Here is a 16519-nt window from a genome sequence, read left to right as displayed (position 1 = left end):
GAACCCTCAGAGCATACCTGTTCTTCTTTCTGGCGGAAGGAAAGAAATCATATATCTATATGTCTCATGGCAATAAGACCTGCCAAAAATTGCATAAGGATAGTTGATGATTTAGCTCAGGTGCCGCGAGCAAGCTTCGCACGATAACGATCGACCCACATTGCCGTTGCGCCACAAACAGCTACCGGCATAATGGCCAGATTAACGACCGGAATCATCGTAAACAGGCTGACCAGTGCACCAAACTGCATGTTTGCCGTCTTGTGCTGACGCAGCGCCTGGCGCATCTGCTGAAAACCCACCTTGTGGTTATCGAAAGGATAGTCACAGTACTGAATCGATAACATCCACGCGCTGAACATAAACCATAAAACGGGCGCGACGGTCTGCCCAAAGCCCGGAATAAAGTAGAGCAGCAGTAAGCCCAGCGCGCGTGGCAGGTAGTAGCCCAGCTTCTGCAATTCGCGTTTCATAATGCGGGGAACATCTTTGAGCAGGCCTACCCAGCCGCTGTCAGGTAGCGGTTTCCCGGTCAGGCGCGCTTCCAGTTGTTCGGCCAGTAGCCCACAAAAGGGGGCGGCAATCAGGTTGGCAAGGGTGGAAAAGAAGTAACTGAACACCAGTACCACGGAAATCACCGACAGCGGCCACAGCAAATAGCTCAGCCACTGTAGCCAGTCGGGAACGTGGGACATTAACTGCGGGATCCAGCTATCAAGCTGGTAAAAAAGCCACACGAAAGCTCCTCCCAGCAGAAGGATGTTGACCAGTAAAGGGATAATCACAAAGCGTCGAATACCGGGCAATCTGACCAGCTTCCAGCCCTCGCTGAAGTAATGCAAACCGTTAAAAGCGGAAACCGAATTGTTGACAACCATAAAGCCCGTTCTCCTGAAGATGGTAAGGCGCGTCTACTATAACCTGGCTTTTTCACCTCTCCAGGTGCCGTTTGGGTAAAAAAACAGCGAAAAAGCGTGGGTGGTCTATCTTATTTGTGAGAAAATACTGCACAGACTTGCACTTATCTGGCAGGGCAAATACAGTTAGAGAATAAAGTTTGCCGCGGTGGCAAGGTATTGGAACAACAGAGAATACAATGATGCAGGATTTGCGTCTGATATTAATCGTTGTTGGCGCGATCGCCATTATAGCGCTTCTTATTCACGGACTGTGGACCAGCCGTAAAGAGCGCTCTTCAGTGTTCCGCGATCGCCCGCACAAACGTTTGAAACAACGTGATGAACATGATGATGAGACGCTTACCGACGACGTTGATGACGGCGTGGGTGAAGTGCGTGTGCGCCATGCCCGCGACCATCAGGAACCTCACTTCGATGATATTCGCGATACGCAACCAGACGAGCAGCACGCGCCTGTAACGCCACAGCGTGCACGTCAGCCTGCCACATCAGCGCCGGAAAGCGATCCCCTGTTTGCGCCAGCACCTAAGCCTGAATCCGCACAGCCGCGGCCAGCGCCTGCACGCCAACAGCCCGCGCCTCAGCCAACCTTTGTTGCGCCACCGGTACAGGCAGATCCTCTGCTGGATTCTGACCCGCTGGATAGCGTTCAGCCCAATCCCGTTTATCAGGCTGAGCCTGAACCCGCGCCTGAGGTCGTCAGCCCGCCGCCGCCTAAGCAACCTGAAGCGCGCCCTGCAACCAGCAGCAAGCCGAAAGAAGCGGTGCTGGTTCTGCATGTCGCCGCCCATTCCGGTGGTCAGCTAAATGGTGAAGCCCTGTTACAGGGGATTTTGCAGGCCGGTTTTCAGTTTGGTGAAATGAATATTTTCCATCGTCACCTCAGCCCGGCGGGCAGCGGCCCTGTGCTGTTTAGCCTGGCCAATATGGTGAAACCTGGCTCGTTCAATCCGGATGAAATGACTGATTTCACCACGCCCGGCGTGTCTATTTTTATGATGGTGCCGTCGTATGGCGATGCGAATCAAAACTTTAAGCTGATGCTACAGTCCGCACAGCGTATTGCGGACGATGTGGGCGGTGTGGTTCTCGATGACGAGCGCCGTATGATGACGCCACAAAAACTGGAAACCTACAAAGCGCGTATCCGCGATGTGGTTGAATCCCGGGACTAATCCACACTTTTTCAATTTGTTATGATAAACCCCCGCCTGTCGGGGGTTTTTTATCTGATGGGGTTATATGAAATCCGTCCAGGAACACATCACCGAACTGCGCACGACGCTGCGCCATCATGAATACCTTTATCACGTTATGGACGCACCGGAAGTACCGGATGCGGAATATGACCGCCTGATGCGCGAGCTACGCGAGCTTGAAGAACAGCATCCTGACCTGATTACGCCTGACTCACCTACGCAGCGCGTCGGGGCGGCTCCCTTAATGGTGTTTGAGCAGGTCCGCCATGAAGTGCCCATGCTGTCACTGGATAATGCCTTTGACGAAGCCAGCTTCAGAGCATTTAACAAGCGCGTGCAGGATCGGCTAAAAAGCAGTGACGATCTGGTCTACTGCTGTGAACTCAAACTGGATGGCCTGGCCGTGAGCCTGTTGTATGAAGACGGACTGTTAACCCGTGCGGCAACCCGCGGTGACGGTACGACTGGCGAGAATATTACAAGCAACGTGCGGACAATCCGCGCGATCCCACTGCGGCTCAAAGGCGAGAACATTCCTGCCCGCGTCGAAGTGCGGGGCGAGGTGTTTATGACGCAAAACGGCTTTGAAAAGCTGAATGCGGAAGCGCGCCGCACCGAAGGTAAAGTCTTTGCCAATCCGCGCAACGCCGCGGCGGGTTCACTGCGCCAGCTCGATCCCCGTATTACGGCAAAACGACCACTCACGTTTTTCTGTTATGGCATTGGCCTGCTGGAAGGTGGCGAGATGCCGCGCAGCCATATGGCGCGTCTGCAACAGTTTAAAGCGTGGGGCTTGCCGGTCAGCGATCGTATTCGTCTGGTTCATAACGTGGATGAAGCGCTGGCCTTTTACCACGAGGTTGACGCGCAGCGTGCAGAACTGGGGTTTGACATCGACGGCGTCGTGATCAAAGTCGATTCTCAGGATCTGCAGGAGAAGCTGGGCTTTGTCGCCCGTGCGCCGCGTTGGGCGGTAGCCTTTAAGTTTGCCGCTCAGGAGCAGATGACCGTCGTGCGCGACGTTGAATTCCAGGTGGGCCGCACTGGCGCGATTACGCCTGTGGCGCGCCTGGAGCCGGTGCAGGTCGCTGGCGTAATGGTCAGCAATGCGACCTTGCATAACGCCGATGAGATAGAACGTCTTGGTTTGCGTATTGGCGATAAAGTTGTGATTCGCCGTGCTGGTGACGTGATTCCTCAGGTGGTGAATGTCGTTGTCAGCGAACGCCCTGAAGACGCGCGTGAAATCCTGTTCCCTTCCCACTGTCCGGTATGCGGATCCGATGTTGAACGCGTCGAAGGCGAAGCTGTCACACGCTGTACCGGCGGGTTGATCTGTGGTGCTCAACGTAAAGAAGCGCTGAAACATTTTGTCTCGCGCCGCGCCATGGACGTCGAGGGGATGGGCGATAAGATTATCGATCAACTGGTAGAGAAAGAGTACGTCAAGACGCCGGCAGATCTGTTTCGATTAACCCGTGAAACCTTAACCGGCCTGGATCGGATGGGGGCGAAATCGGCGCAGAATGTGGTCGACGCTCTGGAAAAAGCCAAATCCACTACGCTGGCGCGTTTCCTGTATGCGCTCGGTATTCGCGAGGTTGGCGAAGCGACCGCGGCTAACCTGGCTAACCACTTTGGCGAGCTACAAAAGGTAATGGATGCCGATCTGGACGCGCTGATCGCAGTGCAGGATGTGGGCACCGTGGTGGCGAAGCACGTACGTCACTTTATGGAAGAAGAGAGCAATCGCGACGTGATTCGCCAGCTGGTCGAAGACATTGGTATCAACTGGCCCCAGGTGATGGTGGTTAAAGCGGAAGAGATTGACAGTCCGTTTGCAGGCAAAACCGTGGTGCTCACCGGCTCGCTGTCACAGATGAACCGTGACGACGCGAAAGCGCGCCTTACCGAACTCGGCGCGAAAGTCAGTGGAAGCGTATCGAAGAAAACCGATCTGCTTATCGCGGGCGAAGCGGCCGGTTCAAAACTGGCGAAGGCGCAGGAACTGGGCATCGAAGTGATCGATGAAGCTGAAATGATTCGTCTGCTGGGAGCCTGACATGGACAAACAGTATCTGGTTGAAATAGCTAACACGGTCATGCCGTTTGGCAAATACAAAGGCCGGGTGCTGATTGATTTGCCTGAACCTTACCTGCTGTGGTTCGCCCGCAGTGGCGACTTTCCTTCAGGACGTTTAGGTGAGCTGATGCAACTGACGTTGACGATTAAAATTGAGGGGCTGGAAGGCCTGGTGAAGCCCCTGAAGCGCGGTGAGTAATTACGCTGCCTCGTTATATTGAGCAAACGAGGCAGCGATTTTCTACGCGTTTCGGTTATTTCTGCGATTCCACCACGGCGGCTTTATCTTTTTTAGCCTGCAATGCATTGGTTTTCTTATAACGCCCGGCAATAAACGAACACACCATCAGCTGCACCTGATGAAAGATCATCAGTGGCAAGACGATAATGCCCACGGCGCTGGCGGGGAACAGAATGTTCGCCATCGGCACACCGTTTGCCAGACTCTTTTTGGAACCACAGAACAGGACAACGATCTCATCCTGACGGCTGAAGCCAAACAGGCGAGAGGCAAAGTAGTTAATCAACAGAACGATAGTCAGCAGCAGTAGACATCCCGCCAGAATCCACAGCAGCGTATCAACGCCAACCCGTTTCCAGATGCCGTTTACCACCGCTTCACTGAAGGCGGAATAGACCACCAACAGAATAGAGGTTTGATCCGTAATACCAATCAGACTCCGGTTTCTTTCCACCCAGCCGCTGATCCAGCGACGTGACAGATGGCCTAAAACAAAAGGCACCAACAGCTGCAGCATGATTTTACCCACCTGCTCAAGGCCATCACCCGGTCCGCTGTTGTTAACGTCCATAACCAGATTCACCAGCAGGGGAGAGATAAATACGCCCAGCAGGGAAGATGCCGAGGCGCTACAGACCGCGGCAGCAACGTTTCCGCCCGCCATTGAGGTAAAGGCGATAGCTGACTGTACCGTGGCCGGTAAAATACACAGATAGAGGAAGCCGGTATAAATCTCGGCACCAACTTTTACCGGATGCCACCAGACAATTAACATACCGATAGCCGGGAACAGCACAAAGGTACTGCACATAATCCAGAGATGGAGCCGCCAGTGGCTGCTACCGGCAATGATTTTTTCCCGCGACAATTTGGCGCCATGCATAAAGAAAAGCAGCGCAATCGCGGCGGTGGTCAGGTACTGAAAAAAGTCAACAAAATGACCTCTGGCAGGAATAAAAGAGGCCAATAATACGGTGATGATAAGCTTTATCATCATTGGGTCTATACGTAAAAATCCCATCGTTAAAATCCGGTTAAATTTAGGCTGAGGTGATTGTGCGCGATGTGGGTTTAGAAATAAAATTGATTTATTAGATTAATCTATGTGAGAAATCGATGAATTACTCTTTGCGTCAGCTACGCACCTTTGTTGCTGTAGCGCATTACGGCGGTTTTAGTCAGGCAGGGCAGGCTATTGGTCTGAGCCAGTCGGCCGTAAGCCACAGCATAAAAGAGCTGGAAAATGAAATTGGCGTTCGCCTGCTGGACAGGACGACGCGCGAAGTCGTGCTGACCGAGGCGGGCCAACAGCTGGCCTCCCGCATGGAAAGGCTGCTCGAAGAGATAAACACGACGCTGCTTGATATTCGCAGCTACGGTGAACAGCGCAGTGGCACGGTGCGAATCGCGGCCAGTCAGACCATCTCTGCGCACCTGATGCCGCAGTGCCTTGCTGCCAGCCAGCATAGCTATCCGGACATAAAAATCATTTTGCACGACCGCGTACAGCAGTGGGTGTTAGAAAGCGTCCGCAATGCTGAAGTGGATTTTGGCATCGTCATCGGACCGCTTAACGACACCGATTTTGACGGCTGCGCTATTCTGGATGAACCTTTTTTGCTGTTGTGTCGTGAGGACGATCCGCTTGGCGAGGTAGCACAGGCGCAGTGGTCTATGTTGGACGGCAAGACGATGGTGCTGCAGGATTACGCGTCAGGCAGCCGGGTATTAATTGATGCGGCTTTACGCCAGCAAAATATCAACGTTAATGTCGTTCAGGAGATCGGACACCCCGCAACGCTGTTTCCTATGGTCGATGCCGGCATTGGGATTAGCATTTTACCGGCGCTAGCGTTACCGCTTCCGGCAGGACGGGCGCTGACGGTGCGCCGTCTTTATCCGGAGATCAATCGCACCCTGACTTTAATTAAGCGTAAAAATCGCTCATTAACGCCAGCGGCCGAAGCGATCTGGCAGGAGGTGCGTCAGCAGGCAAGATTGCTGACGCAACAACGCGAGTCAAGACCGGCGTTTTAGATATAGACATCGAGTTGATTGGTCTGCGTCGGGCGGTTAACGCCATCTGCAGATGCAGTATTACCTTCTTTTTGCGCCTGCTTTGCTTCAGCTTTCTGTTGCTCTTTGCGTTGTAACTGCTGGATTTGCGCTTCTAAAACCTGGATTTGTGCCTTAATCGTATCTTGCTGCTTCTTTTTCTGCTCTGTGGTCATCGTCTTATCGTCACCCAAACTTTTCAGTTGGTCGTTGAGACGAGAAATCTGCTTATTCAGGCTGGCGATTTGTGATGCGGTATCACTTGAGTTGGTTGTGTCTGATGAACTGCTGCTTCCGATACTCGGCGTGCTGGTTAATATCGTTGTCATTATGATCTCCTTGCAAATAGACGTTTTAGGTTATCGGACGCTTGCCGCAAAAGCTTAATGCCCCAAAATGTTAATTTTACGAAAAGATTCTTACAGTCTGGCGTCAGGACGGATAAATTTGGTGGCTCGTGCAGGATTGCCTCGGCCCGGTGGGCCTCGCCCTTCGGGTGATGCTGACGCATCAGCCTGAACCGCTTTGCGATTCAGTCGAACCTGCGGCAGGTTCTCATCCCGCACGTTTTACGCACAGCAAAAAGGCGCCTTTAGGGCGCCTTTCAACATTGGTGGGTCGTGCAGGATTGCCTCGGCCTGGTGGGCCTCGCCCTTCGGGTGATGCTGACGCATCAGCCTGAATCGCTTTGCGATTCAGTCGAACCTGCAGCAGGTTCTCATCCCGCACTATAGACACTGGCGCACAGAAACGAAAAAAGCGCCTGAAGGCGCTTTTTTCTAAATTTGGTGGGTCGTGCAGGATTCGAACCTGCGACCAATTGATTAAAAGTCAACTGCTCTACCAACTGAGCTAACGACCCGAAGTGGTGGGTGATGACGGGTTCGAACCGCCGACCCCCTCCTTGTAAGGGAGATGCTCTACCAACTGAGCTAATCACCCACTTCGGTACTGCTTCACAAGAGTGTCATCTGGCTAAGATATGGTGGGTGATGACGGGTTCGAACCGCCGACCCCCTCCTTGTAAGGGAGATGCTCTACCAACTGAGCTAATCACCCATATCTTATCTCTTGTCACTGCGGGCCACCTTAAACCTTCTTAAGAGTGGTGGGTGATGACGGGTTCGAACCGCCGACCCCCTCCTTGTAAGGGAGATGCTCTACCAACTGAGCTAATCACCCCCGCTGTGTGGAGTCGCATTATAGGGATAGTTGATTTTGAGTCAACGCTTTTTAAAACATAATTGTGCGTTCGGTTTAATTTTAAACATCCCGTAGGGATTTTATCCAATGTGCTGGTTTTCTTAGCAGAAATACAGGCTTTGCTGCCGCTCTGCTGTCTTGCATGCATTGAGGATTCATCATCAGATGCTAGAATATGCGCACTGTTTTCGCGTCTAACCCGTTTTTTGTCATCCAGACAACGAACCTGCGCATTTAAGGCAATACTGAATGAAAATCAAAACTCGCTTCGCGCCAAGCCCTACCGGCTTCTTACACGTAGGTGGCGCTCGTACCGCACTCTACTCATGGCTCTTTGCCCGTCATCATCAGGGCGAGTTTGTACTGCGCATTGAAGATACCGATCTTGAGCGTTCTACACCGGAAGCCATCGAAGCTATTATGGATGGGATGAACTGGCTGAGCCTGGACTGGGATGAAGGCCCTTATTACCAGACCAAACGCTTCGACCGCTACAACGCCGTCATTGATGAAATGCAGGAAGCGGGTACTGCCTATAAATGTTACTGCTCGAAAGAACGTCTTGAAGCGCTGCGTGAAACGCAGATGGCCAACGGCGAAAAACCCCGCTATGACGGCCGCTGCCGTGACAGCCATGAGCATCATGCCGCTGATGAGCCGCATGTAGTGCGCTTCCGTAATCCACAGGAAGGCTCTGTTATTTTTGACGATCAGATTCGCGGTCCGATTGAGTTCAGTAACCAGGAGCTGGACGATCTGATCATCCGCCGTACCGATGGCTCACCGACTTACAACTTCTGCGTCGTGGTCGATGACTGGGACATGGGCATCACCCACGTTGTGCGCGGTGAAGACCACATCAACAACACACCGCGTCAGATCAATATCCTGAAGGCGATAGGCGCACAGGTACCGGTTTATGCCCACGTTTCGATGATTCTGGGTGACGACGGTAAGAAACTGTCTAAACGTCATGGTGCAGTAGGCGTGATGCAATACCGTGATGACGGCTATCTGCCAGAGGCGTTGCTTAACTATCTGGTACGTCTGGGCTGGTCACATGGCGATCAGGAAATTTTCTCTGTCAAAGAGATGACGGCGCTGTTTAGCCTGGACGCGGTCAGTAAATCGGCCAGCGCCTTTAATACCGAAAAACTGCAGTGGCTAAATCACCACTATATTAATGCGCTGCCGCCCGAGTACGTGGCAACCCATCTGCAGTGGCATATTGAACAGCAGAACATTGATACCCGCACTGGCCCGGAACTGGCAAAGTTGGTGACCTTGCTGGGCGAGCGCTGCAAGACGCTGAAAGAGATGGCCGCATCGTGTCACTATTTCTATCAGGATTTTTCAGAATTCGATGCCGATGCCGCGAAAAAGCATTTACGTCCAGTCGCGCGTCAGCCGCTGGAAGTGGTTCGCGACAAGCTGGCCGCATTGACTGACTGGAATGCAGAAACGGTGCATCAGGCTATTCAGCAGAGCGCGGATGAGCTGGGTGTGGGCATGGGCAAAGTCGGCATGCCGCTGCGCGTCGCCGTCACCGGCGCCGGTCAGTCTCCCGGACTGGATGTGACGGTGGAAGCCATTGGCCGTAGCCGCAGCGTTGAGCGTATTGAAAAAGCACTGGCCTTTATTGCTGAGCGTGAAGCACAGAGCCAGTAACCGTTCTCTTACACGGCGGCTTGCGGCCGAGCGCTTTCTGGCATTAACCGATGAAGGCCAGGCCGCGGGACGTGATTGTCTGAGACGAAAAAAAACCGGAAGCATCGCGCTTCCGGTTTTTTTATTGTTCGTGAATGCCCAGTCGGTCAAGCACACCTTTTATCCCTTCCCGCAAAATCAACGCCGTGAGCTGATCTTGCTCGTTCTGACTCATTTGCTGGACAGAACTTATCAATAACGCAGGTAATGAATTCGGTGGGGGAGTATAATTTGCCGTGGGTTCATTAAGGTTGCGCGTCGACTGAATGAAACTTTTCACGCGTTCATCAATATGAATCAATCTGGCTTTTCCGCCCTGAACGCCGGGTTTTGGCGTGGTCGTCCAGTTCTCGCGTTTGATCCATTTGTTCACCGTCTGCCGACTGTAGCCCGTTTCGATTGCCAGTTCTTCCGGAGTTAGCCATTCCTTTTTCACGATGCTGTCCCTGTTCAATACATTAGCCATACATATTACAGCAAATCGTAACGCGTGAAAGTAACAGGAAACGAAATTGCCTTTTGTCTCTCAACAAAAGGCAGGGGATTGTTTATTGCGCAGTGCTTGGCTGCTCAGCTGCGGGGCGGAAAGCGAGGAAGTAAGCCAGACCAACGAAAACGGCACCGCCGACGGCATTACCTAAGAATACCGCCACGAAGTTAGGCAAATATTCAGCCCAGCTCATCTGTCCGGCAAAGATCGCAGCAGGAATAATGAACATATTCGCCACAACGTGCTGGAAACCAATGGCCACAAACGCCATGACCGGGAACCACATCGCGAAAATTTTGCCGACCACATCTTTACTGGCGAAGGCCAGCCACACGGCAAGACATACCAGCCAGTTACAACCGATGCCAGAAATGAACGCATGCAGGAAATCGGCATGGACTTTGGCATTCGCAATCGCCAGCGTCTTTTTCAGGTAATCACCCTCGGTCATGGCCAGCATGTGGCCAAAGAACCAGGCGATAGCGATGCTGCCAAGGAAGTTGGCAATCGTTACCCAGAACCAGTTGCGTAATACGCTGTAGCCACTAATACGGCGTGCAAACCAGGCAACAGGCAACGTCATCATATTACCGGTTAACAGTTCGCCACCGGCCAGAATGGTCAGGATCAATCCCACCGGGAACACCGCAGCCCCTAAGAAGCCGCCAAATGAGCCCCAGTCAGCAGGGAGAGAGTTAATGACATGAACATCCAGCAAGAAACCTGTAGCAATAAAGGCACCTGCCATGAAGCCAAGAATGATTAAGGAGCTAATGGAAGCATGGCTTTTTGCCACGCCAGCCTGAATCGCCAGCTGGGCGATCTCTTTGGGTGTATGCAGCGACATATATTCTCTATTGATTTTAGTATTGGAGCGAAAACGCCTGGTTGAAGAACGGTGCGCTGGAGAAAACCATGCAGCCGTATTAGATAGCGGGCTAAGTTTTACACGACATTACCGGGAAGACAAGATAATTCCCATAACATATTTAACCGTGAATTAACTTAACTGCCGATAAAAAGTTACTCTTCAACCAGGCTCCTTTCACGATGTTAACAAGGGCAGGAGAGAAACAAACGCACGTCATCACGCTGAGTTTGCCGTCTTTTTCAGCGATCAAACACAGAATGTGATTTTGCCGTTGACACTCCATGGGGGGTTGCATATTATGCCGTCCGTCGCTTAACACGACGGTTTTTTCGGTTCGGGGCTATAGCTCAGCTGGGAGAGCGCCTGCCTTGCACGCAGGAGGTCAGCGGTTCGATCCCGCTTAGCTCCACCAAACTTCTTCCCAAAAGTTTGGCACTGAAAAAATGATTTCCAGATGTGGGGGTATAGCTCAGCTGGGAGAGCGCTTGCATGGCATGCAAGAGGTCAGCGGTTCGATCCCGCTTATCTCCACCAAATCTCTGGCTTCTCAGCCTTTCTGATATTTCTCTTCGTCAATCCACACACAAGCGTATATAGCGTGCCTGTGCGATTTATCCTCTTTGACGTTATCTTTCTGCAACACAGCAGGCGTTTATCACCTGGCGTTGTGCCTGAATTCAGCCTAATTGTTGCGCCAGCCATCGACGGAAGTCATTAAGCTGTAGAATAAACGCCTCAGCCGTCGCCCGTGGTGCCTGACTTTCTGCGAAAAAGAAGGCCATTGCCGCTTCACGCCCCGGATAACGCGCAACGAACCGCTCAACGTGCTCCTCAAGGCTGCGCGGCCAGTCCGTGTCGCTATCTTTACGTAACATATTGGTGGCGCGAATCAGTTTTCTGGCAGCCGCGCGCTGAAGTGGTCGCTGCTGCCAGGGCTGGCTGGCGCGGGACAGGCGCGTTGCATACTCGCTCAGCACCTCTGTGACATCGCGGTTTATCGCCCAGGCCAGCGCGCGGGATGGCCTGTAAAGCCCAAAAAGCACAGAGAGATCCTGGCCATAGAGACAGCGGCAATGGTGCTTCAGCCAGAATCCCCAGGAAAGGCTGTTCTCCGGCGCGCGGGCCTCATCGAGCGTGCCGATATCAAAATCGACTTTACTCACTACCGGATGCTTCACGGCCAGCGCCTTTTTCAGATCGGCCAGGCTGTTTTGCTGCGCCTGATCAGGTGAATGGCGGAATATCAGGCACAGGTCCAAATCAGATTCTCCCTCAACGGCGTTTCCTGACGCTACGCTGCCGTAAAGATAAACGCTGTGCAGGCTATCCCGATAGTCAGCGCTCAGGTGGGCCAGGGCATCGTCAATGACAGCCTGAAACGCGGGCTGAACGTCTGCAAAGGGCAGGGTAACAATAAAACCCTGTGGATCCAGACTCATAATGGCTCCTGTATGGCAAACACAGTCGATAACTGAACGATGCGGAGGTGCGTGGTAAACCGCGAGATCTTCCGCTTAGCAGACAAGGGCAGTATTTATCAGGGCGACAGATGGGGTCAACTTTCTTGCCCGGCACTCAGGTTCCGGCGGACAAGGGGTTATGGATGGGAGGGTGACAAAAAAGGCGAGTCGTTTGACTCGCCTTAATGTGGGCAGAACGCGAACTCAGAATGCCAGTACCAGGCCTGCAATCGCCGCAGACAGCACGCTGACCAGCGTTGAGCCGTACAGCAGTTTCAGACCGAAGCGTGAAACCACGTTACCTTGCTCTTCGTTCAGTCCCTTGATGGCGCCAGCGACGATGCCGATAGACGAGAAGTTGGCGAATGAGACTAAGAATACTGACAGGATGCCTTCCGCGTTCGGTGACAGCTGACCGGCAATTTTCTGCAGATCCATCATGGCCACAAACTCGTTGGAAACCAGTTTGGTTGCCATGATGCTGCCGACCTGCAGGGCTTCGCCTGATGGCACGCCCATCACCCACGCAAAGGGGTAGAAGACATAACCCAGCACGCCCTGGAAGGTCACGCCGAAGATGAAGTCAAACAGTGCGTTCAGGCCCGAAATCAGTGCGATAAAACCGATCAGCATGGCTGCAACGATGATGGCGACGCGGAAACCGGCAAGAATGTACTCGCCCAGCATTTCAAAGAAGCTCTGACCCTGATGCAGATCCTGCAGTTGCAGATCTTCTTCGCTGTCAACGCGGTAAGGGTTGATGAGCGACAGCACGATAAAGGTACTGAACATATTCAGCACCAGCGCGGCGACAACATACTTAGGTTGCAGCATGGTCATGTAAGCGCCCACGATAGACATGGAAACCGTCGACATCGCAGTGGCCGCCATGGTGTACATACGGCGTTGTGACATTTTGCCCAGAATATCTTTGTACGCGATAAAGTTCTCAGACTGTCCCAAAATCAGAGAGCTTACGGCGTTGAAAGATTCCAGTTTGCCCATGCCGTTGATCTTAGACAGCACGGTACCAATTCCACGGATGACCCATGGCAGGATGCGGAAGTGCTGAAGAATACCAATCAGGGCTGAGATGAACACGATGGGGCACAATACGTTCAGGAAGAAGAACGCCAGGCCTTTATCATTCATGTTACCGAACACGAAGTTGGTACCCTGAGCGGCATATTTCAGAAGATGATCGAAGAAACCGGCAAATCCCTTGACGAATCCCAGACCGGCTTCCGAGTTCAGGAAGAACCATGCCAGAACGATCTCAATAACCAGAAGCTGTACGATGTAGCGAACCCGAATACTTTTTCTGTCGTGGCTGACCAGCAGGGCCAGCACGCCAACGACCACTAGTGCTAAAAGAAACTGCAAAATATGGGACATGATTGCTCCAAATTTGAGGAGGATTGTATTTTGCTGCGTATTCTATGTAACGGCTTACCGAAAAACGAGATCTCCACCACAATATAAGTATTCAATATCGCCAATTTTCTCAGAATACTCTCACCGATCACGCCCTGTAACCAAATTGTTCACATCATATTCACTTAAACCTATTGTCTGTAATTTAAACAACACGTAGAGTAGGGGAATTGCGCCTGACCTTGAGGCTTTCTGCACCTCCAATTTATAGCAATGGCTATACTTTATAGCACTATCTATTACACTGATTACTAAAACCGCATTTCACTTGCACCTGTGTCGCTTTAAGCTGCACAGGTAAACCAACGACAGGGTAGCCAATATGTTTGAAAGCCGTGCCGCCGAGCGCGCCGCTCGCGGAGCAAGAAAAGTGAAACTCGCCCTGTTGGGGCCCGCGTTTATCGCCGCTATCGGCTATATCGATCCGGGCAACTTTGCGACCAATATCCAGGCGGGTGCTGCTTACGGTTACCAGCTCCTTTGGGTCGTGGTATGGGCCAATATCATGGCGATGCTTATCCAGTTGATGTCAGCCAAATTGGGCATTGCGACGGGCAAAAACCTCGCGGAACACATCCGCGATCGTTTTCCCCGTCCGGCGGTGTGGTTCTATTGGGTACAGGCGGAGATCATCGCGATGGCGACCGATCTCGCAGAATTTATCGGTGCCGCTCTGGGCTTTAAACTGCTGCTGGGTGTGTCCCTGATGCAGGGCGCTGTGCTTACCGGCGTGGCCACCGTGCTTATTTTGATGCTGCAAAACCGTGGGCAAAAGCCGCTGGAGCTGGTGATAGGTGGCCTGCTGCTGTTTGTGGCGGCAGCGTACATTGTGGAGCTGTTTTTCTCCCAGCCCAAGGTCAGTGAACTGGTGACAGGCATGGCGCTGCCGTCTCTGCCCAACGCGGATGCGGTCTTTCTTGCTGCGGGTGTGCTGGGCGCCACCATTATGCCGCACGTGATTTATCTGCATTCTGCATTGACCCAGGGAAAAAGCAGTGACAGTCAGGCCCGGCGCTATTCATCCACCAAGCTTGATGTCGCCATTGCCATGACCATTGCGGGATTTGTCAATCTGGCGATGATGGCCACGGCCGCTGCCGCCTTCCATTTTAGCGGCCACAGCGGGATTGCCGAGCTCGATCAGGCTTACACCACGTTGCAGCCGTTACTGGGCCACGCTGCCGCCACGGTGTTTGGCTTAAGCCTGGTCGCGGCGGGGCTGTCTTCTACCGTGGTGGGCACCCTGGCCGGACAGGTGGTCATGCAGGGATTTATAAAATTCTATATTCCGCTGTGGGTGCGACGCGCAGTAACCATGGTGCCTTCGTTTATTGTGATCTGGGCCGGCTGGGATCCTACGCGCGTGTTAGTCATGAGTCAGGTGTTGCTGAGCTTTGGTATCGCGCTGGCTCTCATTCCGCTGCTGGCCTTCACCGGCAACCGTGAGCTGATGGGCGAGGCATTGGTCAATTCACGACTGATGCAAAACACCGGCCGCGTCATCGTGGTGCTGGTGGTGAGTCTTAACGCCTATCTGCTGATCGGCCAGATGATGGGAATGTAATGCCGCTGCCTGGCAACCCGTCAGGCAGCCCATCTTTAGCTTTTAAAGCCTGTTGCCTTGAGCTTTATCCGCATCCGTTTATATTTTCTTCTGTCTTGTTGATTAAGGAGCGGAACGATGCGGACACCGGATTATCCTTCAGAAGACCAGCCAAAATGGGCTGCGGTCGACGACTACTTTTCTCAGCAACTTATTCCTGCCGATAGCCATTTTCAAGCCGCGCTTGTCGCCAACCGTCAGGCGGGGCTGCCTGCTCACGATGTTTCTGCCCTGCAAGGCAAGATGCTCGGGCTGTTTATCAAAATGATTAATGCCTCACGCGTGCTGGAAATTGGCACGCTGGGAGGTTACAGCACCCTCTGGATGGCTCAGGCGCTGGGTGCGGAAGGGAAAATTACCACTCTCGAAGCTGACAGCCATCATGCGCAGGTTGCCAGGCAGAACATCCACCGTGCAGGGCTGGCCGAACGTGTCGATCTGCGTCTCGGTGCAGCACTGGACGTGCTGCCTCAACTGCAGGGGCCGTTCGACCTGATCTTTATCGATGCGGATAAGCGAAACAATCCGCACTACCTGCGTTGGGCAGTCACTCTGGCGCGCCCCGGCACGGTCATTATTGCCGACAACGTTGTACGAGGCGGGGCGGTAACAGAGGCGGCTTCCACAGACTGCAACGTGCAGGGCGTGCGTGAATTTTTCCAACTGCTTGCCAGCGATCCCCGGCTGGACGCGACGGCGATTCAAACCGTAGGCGAAAAGGGCTGGGATGGCTTTGTCATGGCCAGAGTGAAGTAGAGCTGGACTATCAGCTCAGGTGGCCTGCCAACCCGTACGGGCTAACAGGCGCGCTTTAGCGATAGCGTTCAGGATAGCGATGGTGTTCGCGGCGTTCAGCGTGCCAGTGGCGATGCTCATGCTCCCAGCGACGTTGTCTGTCGCGTGCGTGCCAGCGGCGTTCGCGTTCCCACTGTTGATGACGTCGCCACGCTTCGTGTCGCCACCAGCGACGCTCTTTATAAGCATAGCGATCGTTAAACCAGCGCGGCTCACGCCAGTGGTGACCGTCCCAGTAATAACCTCGGCGGTCGCGATCGCCCAGATGAAGCGTTACGCCGGGCGCGAGACGCACGGATGTATCTGAGGCCTGAGCGGTGTGCATTGCCAGCGGCATTAACATGGCTACAACGGCAGCCAGTAAGATTCCACGTATCATGATTTTCTCCTGACGGCAGCGTGTCTCCGCTGCTGATACGCTATTTTGTCGGTATCAGGCCGGAGAAACCTGTGGAAGC

The 16519-nt window shown here is 53.2% G+C and carries 15 protein-coding genes, 6 tRNA genes and 2 other RNA genes; 9 read left to right on the top strand and 14 right to left on the bottom strand.

The window, feature by feature from the left end; genetic code table 11:
* Nucleotides 1-116 precede the first annotated feature (116 nt).
* Nucleotides 117-878 carry a sulfate transporter CysZ gene (gene cysZ / locus EL29_RS12010; protein WP_013026639.1) on the bottom strand — a complete coding sequence of 254 codons (762 nt, stop codon included), beginning with the start codon at nucleotides 876-878 and terminating at the stop codon, nucleotides 117-119.
* A gap of 218 nt (nucleotides 879-1096) precedes the next feature.
* On the opposite strand from cysZ, the gene zipA reads away from it, so the two are divergent.
* The 3 genes from zipA (at nucleotide 1097) to EL29_RS11995 (ending at nucleotide 4401) form a co-directional block, all read left to right on the top strand.
* Complete coding sequence (zipA, locus tag EL29_RS12005) at nucleotides 1097-2095, top strand: cell division protein ZipA (protein WP_014594250.1); 999 nt, start codon at nucleotides 1097-1099, stop codon at nucleotides 2093-2095.
* Nucleotides 2096-2162: 67 nt separating this feature from the next.
* Nucleotides 2163-4181, top strand: coding sequence for an NAD-dependent DNA ligase LigA (gene ligA, locus EL29_RS12000; RefSeq protein WP_014594249.1), 2019 nt, complete (start codon nucleotides 2163-2165; stop codon nucleotides 4179-4181).
* Nucleotide 4182: 1 nt separating this feature from the next.
* Nucleotides 4183-4401, top strand: coding sequence for a DUF3820 family protein (locus tag EL29_RS11995; protein WP_013026636.1), 219 nt, complete (start codon nucleotides 4183-4185; stop codon nucleotides 4399-4401).
* Between the two features lie 55 nt (nucleotides 4402-4456).
* Here the strand turns inward: EL29_RS11995 and EL29_RS11990 are convergent, their stop codons facing one another.
* Complete coding sequence (locus EL29_RS11990) at nucleotides 4457-5464, bottom strand: bile acid:sodium symporter family protein (RefSeq protein WP_013026635.1); 1008 nt, start codon at nucleotides 5462-5464, stop codon at nucleotides 4457-4459.
* A gap of 95 nt (nucleotides 5465-5559) precedes the next feature.
* On the opposite strand from EL29_RS11990, the gene EL29_RS11985 reads away from it, so the two are divergent.
* Nucleotides 5560-6480, top strand: a complete 921-nt coding sequence (locus EL29_RS11985; RefSeq protein ID WP_019106048.1) for a LysR family transcriptional regulator — start codon at nucleotides 5560-5562, stop codon at nucleotides 6478-6480.
* On the opposite strand, the gene EL29_RS11980 is transcribed toward EL29_RS11985, so the two are convergent.
* The 7 genes from EL29_RS11980 to EL29_RS11950 all read right to left on the bottom strand — a co-directional run bounded on the left by EL29_RS11980 (nucleotide 6477) and on the right by EL29_RS11950 (nucleotide 7680).
* Nucleotides 6477-6827, bottom strand: coding sequence for a FlxA-like family protein (locus tag EL29_RS11980; RefSeq protein ID WP_013026633.1), 351 nt, complete (start codon nucleotides 6825-6827; stop codon nucleotides 6477-6479). The genes EL29_RS11985 and EL29_RS11980 overlap by 4 nt on opposite strands.
* Nucleotides 6828-6946: 119 nt before the next feature.
* Nucleotides 6947-7078, bottom strand: a non-coding RNA gene (locus EL29_RS11975) — RtT sRNA.
* 31 nt (nucleotides 7079-7109) lie between these two features.
* Nucleotides 7110-7241: non-coding RNA, RtT sRNA (locus EL29_RS11970), on the bottom strand.
* A gap of 43 nt (nucleotides 7242-7284) precedes the next feature.
* Nucleotides 7285-7360: transfer RNA gene (locus EL29_RS11965), tRNA-Lys, on the bottom strand.
* A gap of 4 nt (nucleotides 7361-7364) precedes the next feature.
* Nucleotides 7365-7440, bottom strand: a tRNA-Val gene (locus tag EL29_RS11960).
* A gap of 41 nt (nucleotides 7441-7481) precedes the next feature.
* Nucleotides 7482-7557: transfer RNA gene (locus EL29_RS11955), tRNA-Val, on the bottom strand.
* A gap of 47 nt (nucleotides 7558-7604) precedes the next feature.
* Nucleotides 7605-7680, bottom strand: a tRNA-Val gene (locus EL29_RS11950).
* Nucleotides 7681-7950: 270 nt separating this feature from the next.
* Between EL29_RS11950 and gltX the strand changes: the two genes are divergently transcribed.
* A complete protein-coding gene (gene gltX / locus EL29_RS11945; protein ID WP_013026632.1) occupies nucleotides 7951-9369 on the top strand; it encodes a glutamate--tRNA ligase in 1419 nt (472 codons plus the stop codon).
* Between the two features lie 121 nt (nucleotides 9370-9490).
* On the opposite strand, the gene EL29_RS11940 is transcribed toward gltX, so the two are convergent.
* Together EL29_RS11940 and EL29_RS11935 are read right to left on the bottom strand one after the other, a co-directional pair.
* The gene (locus EL29_RS11940; RefSeq protein ID WP_024471562.1) at nucleotides 9491-9844 is read right to left on the bottom strand and encodes a YfeC-like transcriptional regulator; all 354 of its coding nucleotides are present in this window, start codon (nucleotides 9842-9844) and stop codon (nucleotides 9491-9493) included.
* Between the two features lie 112 nt (nucleotides 9845-9956).
* Nucleotides 9957-10745 (bottom strand): formate/nitrite transporter family protein, encoded by a 789-nt coding sequence (locus EL29_RS11935; RefSeq protein ID WP_013026630.1) that lies wholly within the window; start codon nucleotides 10743-10745, stop codon nucleotides 9957-9959.
* 360 nt (nucleotides 10746-11105) lie between these two features.
* On the opposite strand from EL29_RS11935, the gene EL29_RS11930 reads away from it, so the two are divergent.
* Together EL29_RS11930 and EL29_RS11925 are read left to right on the top strand one after the other, a co-directional pair.
* Nucleotides 11106-11181 (top strand) — tRNA-Ala (locus EL29_RS11930).
* 46 nt (nucleotides 11182-11227) lie between these two features.
* Nucleotides 11228-11303: transfer RNA gene (locus EL29_RS11925), tRNA-Ala, on the top strand.
* Between the two features lie 143 nt (nucleotides 11304-11446).
* Here the strand turns inward: EL29_RS11925 and EL29_RS11920 are convergent.
* Both EL29_RS11920 and EL29_RS11915 read right to left on the bottom strand, forming a co-directional pair.
* A complete protein-coding gene (locus EL29_RS11920) occupies nucleotides 11447-12208 on the bottom strand; it encodes a nucleotidyltransferase domain-containing protein (protein WP_028715442.1) in 762 nt (253 codons plus the stop codon).
* Nucleotides 12209-12433: 225 nt separating this feature from the next.
* Nucleotides 12434-13624, bottom strand: a complete 1191-nt coding sequence (locus EL29_RS11915; RefSeq protein ID WP_014594244.1) for a NupC/NupG family nucleoside CNT transporter — start codon at nucleotides 13622-13624, stop codon at nucleotides 12434-12436.
* A 361-nt stretch (nucleotides 13625-13985) separates the two neighbouring features.
* Here EL29_RS11915 and EL29_RS11910 point away from each other — a divergent pair, with 361 nt between their 5' ends.
* Together EL29_RS11910 and EL29_RS11905 are read left to right on the top strand one after the other, a co-directional pair.
* On the top strand, nucleotides 13986-15227 hold the full coding sequence (locus EL29_RS11910) for an Nramp family divalent metal transporter (RefSeq protein WP_013026627.1): 1242 nt from the start codon (nucleotides 13986-13988) through the stop codon (nucleotides 15225-15227).
* 117 nt (nucleotides 15228-15344) lie between these two features.
* Nucleotides 15345-16022, top strand: a complete 678-nt coding sequence (locus tag EL29_RS11905) for an O-methyltransferase (RefSeq protein ID WP_028715441.1) — start codon at nucleotides 15345-15347, stop codon at nucleotides 16020-16022.
* 55 nt (nucleotides 16023-16077) lie between these two features.
* On the opposite strand, the gene EL29_RS11900 is transcribed toward EL29_RS11905, so the two are convergent.
* The gene (locus EL29_RS11900; RefSeq protein WP_013026625.1) at nucleotides 16078-16440 is read right to left on the bottom strand and encodes a DUF2502 domain-containing protein; all 363 of its coding nucleotides are present in this window, start codon (nucleotides 16438-16440) and stop codon (nucleotides 16078-16080) included.
* Between the last annotated feature and the right edge of the window lie 79 nt (nucleotides 16441-16519).

This window comes from Pantoea ananatis LMG 2665, from assembly GCF_000710035.2.
Lineage (GTDB): Bacteria > Pseudomonadota > Gammaproteobacteria > Enterobacterales > Enterobacteriaceae > Pantoea > Pantoea ananatis.
This window is presented reverse-complemented; position numbering and strand designations above follow the sequence as displayed.

What these genes read in the sequence shown, in the direction of transcription:
- cysZ (WP_013026639.1), bottom strand. Translation starts at nt 878, where the DNA reads ATGGTTGTCAACAATTCGGTTTCCGCTTTTAACGGTTTGCATTACTTC.
- zipA (WP_014594250.1), top strand. Translation starts at nt 1,097, where the DNA reads ATGATGCAGGATTTGCGTCTGATATTAATCGTTGTTGGCGCGATCGCC.
- ligA (WP_014594249.1), top strand. Translation starts at nt 2,163, where the DNA reads ATGAAATCCGTCCAGGAACACATCACCGAACTGCGCACGACGCTGCGC.
- EL29_RS11995 (WP_013026636.1), top strand. Translation starts at nt 4,183, where the DNA reads ATGGACAAACAGTATCTGGTTGAAATAGCTAACACGGTCATGCCGTTT.
- EL29_RS11990 (WP_013026635.1), bottom strand. Translation starts at nt 5,464, where the DNA reads ATGGGATTTTTACGTATAGACCCAATGATGATAAAGCTTATCATCACC.
- EL29_RS11985 (WP_019106048.1), top strand. Translation starts at nt 5,560, where the DNA reads ATGAATTACTCTTTGCGTCAGCTACGCACCTTTGTTGCTGTAGCGCAT.
- EL29_RS11980 (WP_013026633.1), bottom strand. Translation starts at nt 6,827, where the DNA reads ATGACAACGATATTAACCAGCACGCCGAGTATCGGAAGCAGCAGTTCA.
- gltX (WP_013026632.1), top strand. Translation starts at nt 7,951, where the DNA reads ATGAAAATCAAAACTCGCTTCGCGCCAAGCCCTACCGGCTTCTTACAC.
- EL29_RS11935 (WP_013026630.1), bottom strand. Translation starts at nt 10,745, where the DNA reads ATGTCGCTGCATACACCCAAAGAGATCGCCCAGCTGGCGATTCAGGCT.
- EL29_RS11920 (WP_028715442.1), bottom strand. Translation starts at nt 12,208, where the DNA reads ATGAGTCTGGATCCACAGGGTTTTATTGTTACCCTGCCCTTTGCAGAC.
- EL29_RS11915 (WP_014594244.1), bottom strand. Translation starts at nt 13,624, where the DNA reads ATGTCCCATATTTTGCAGTTTCTTTTAGCACTAGTGGTCGTTGGCGTG.
- EL29_RS11910 (WP_013026627.1), top strand. Translation starts at nt 13,986, where the DNA reads ATGTTTGAAAGCCGTGCCGCCGAGCGCGCCGCTCGCGGAGCAAGAAAA.
- EL29_RS11905 (WP_028715441.1), top strand. Translation starts at nt 15,345, where the DNA reads ATGCGGACACCGGATTATCCTTCAGAAGACCAGCCAAAATGGGCTGCG.
- EL29_RS11900 (WP_013026625.1), bottom strand. Translation starts at nt 16,440, where the DNA reads ATGATACGTGGAATCTTACTGGCTGCCGTTGTAGCCATGTTAATGCCG.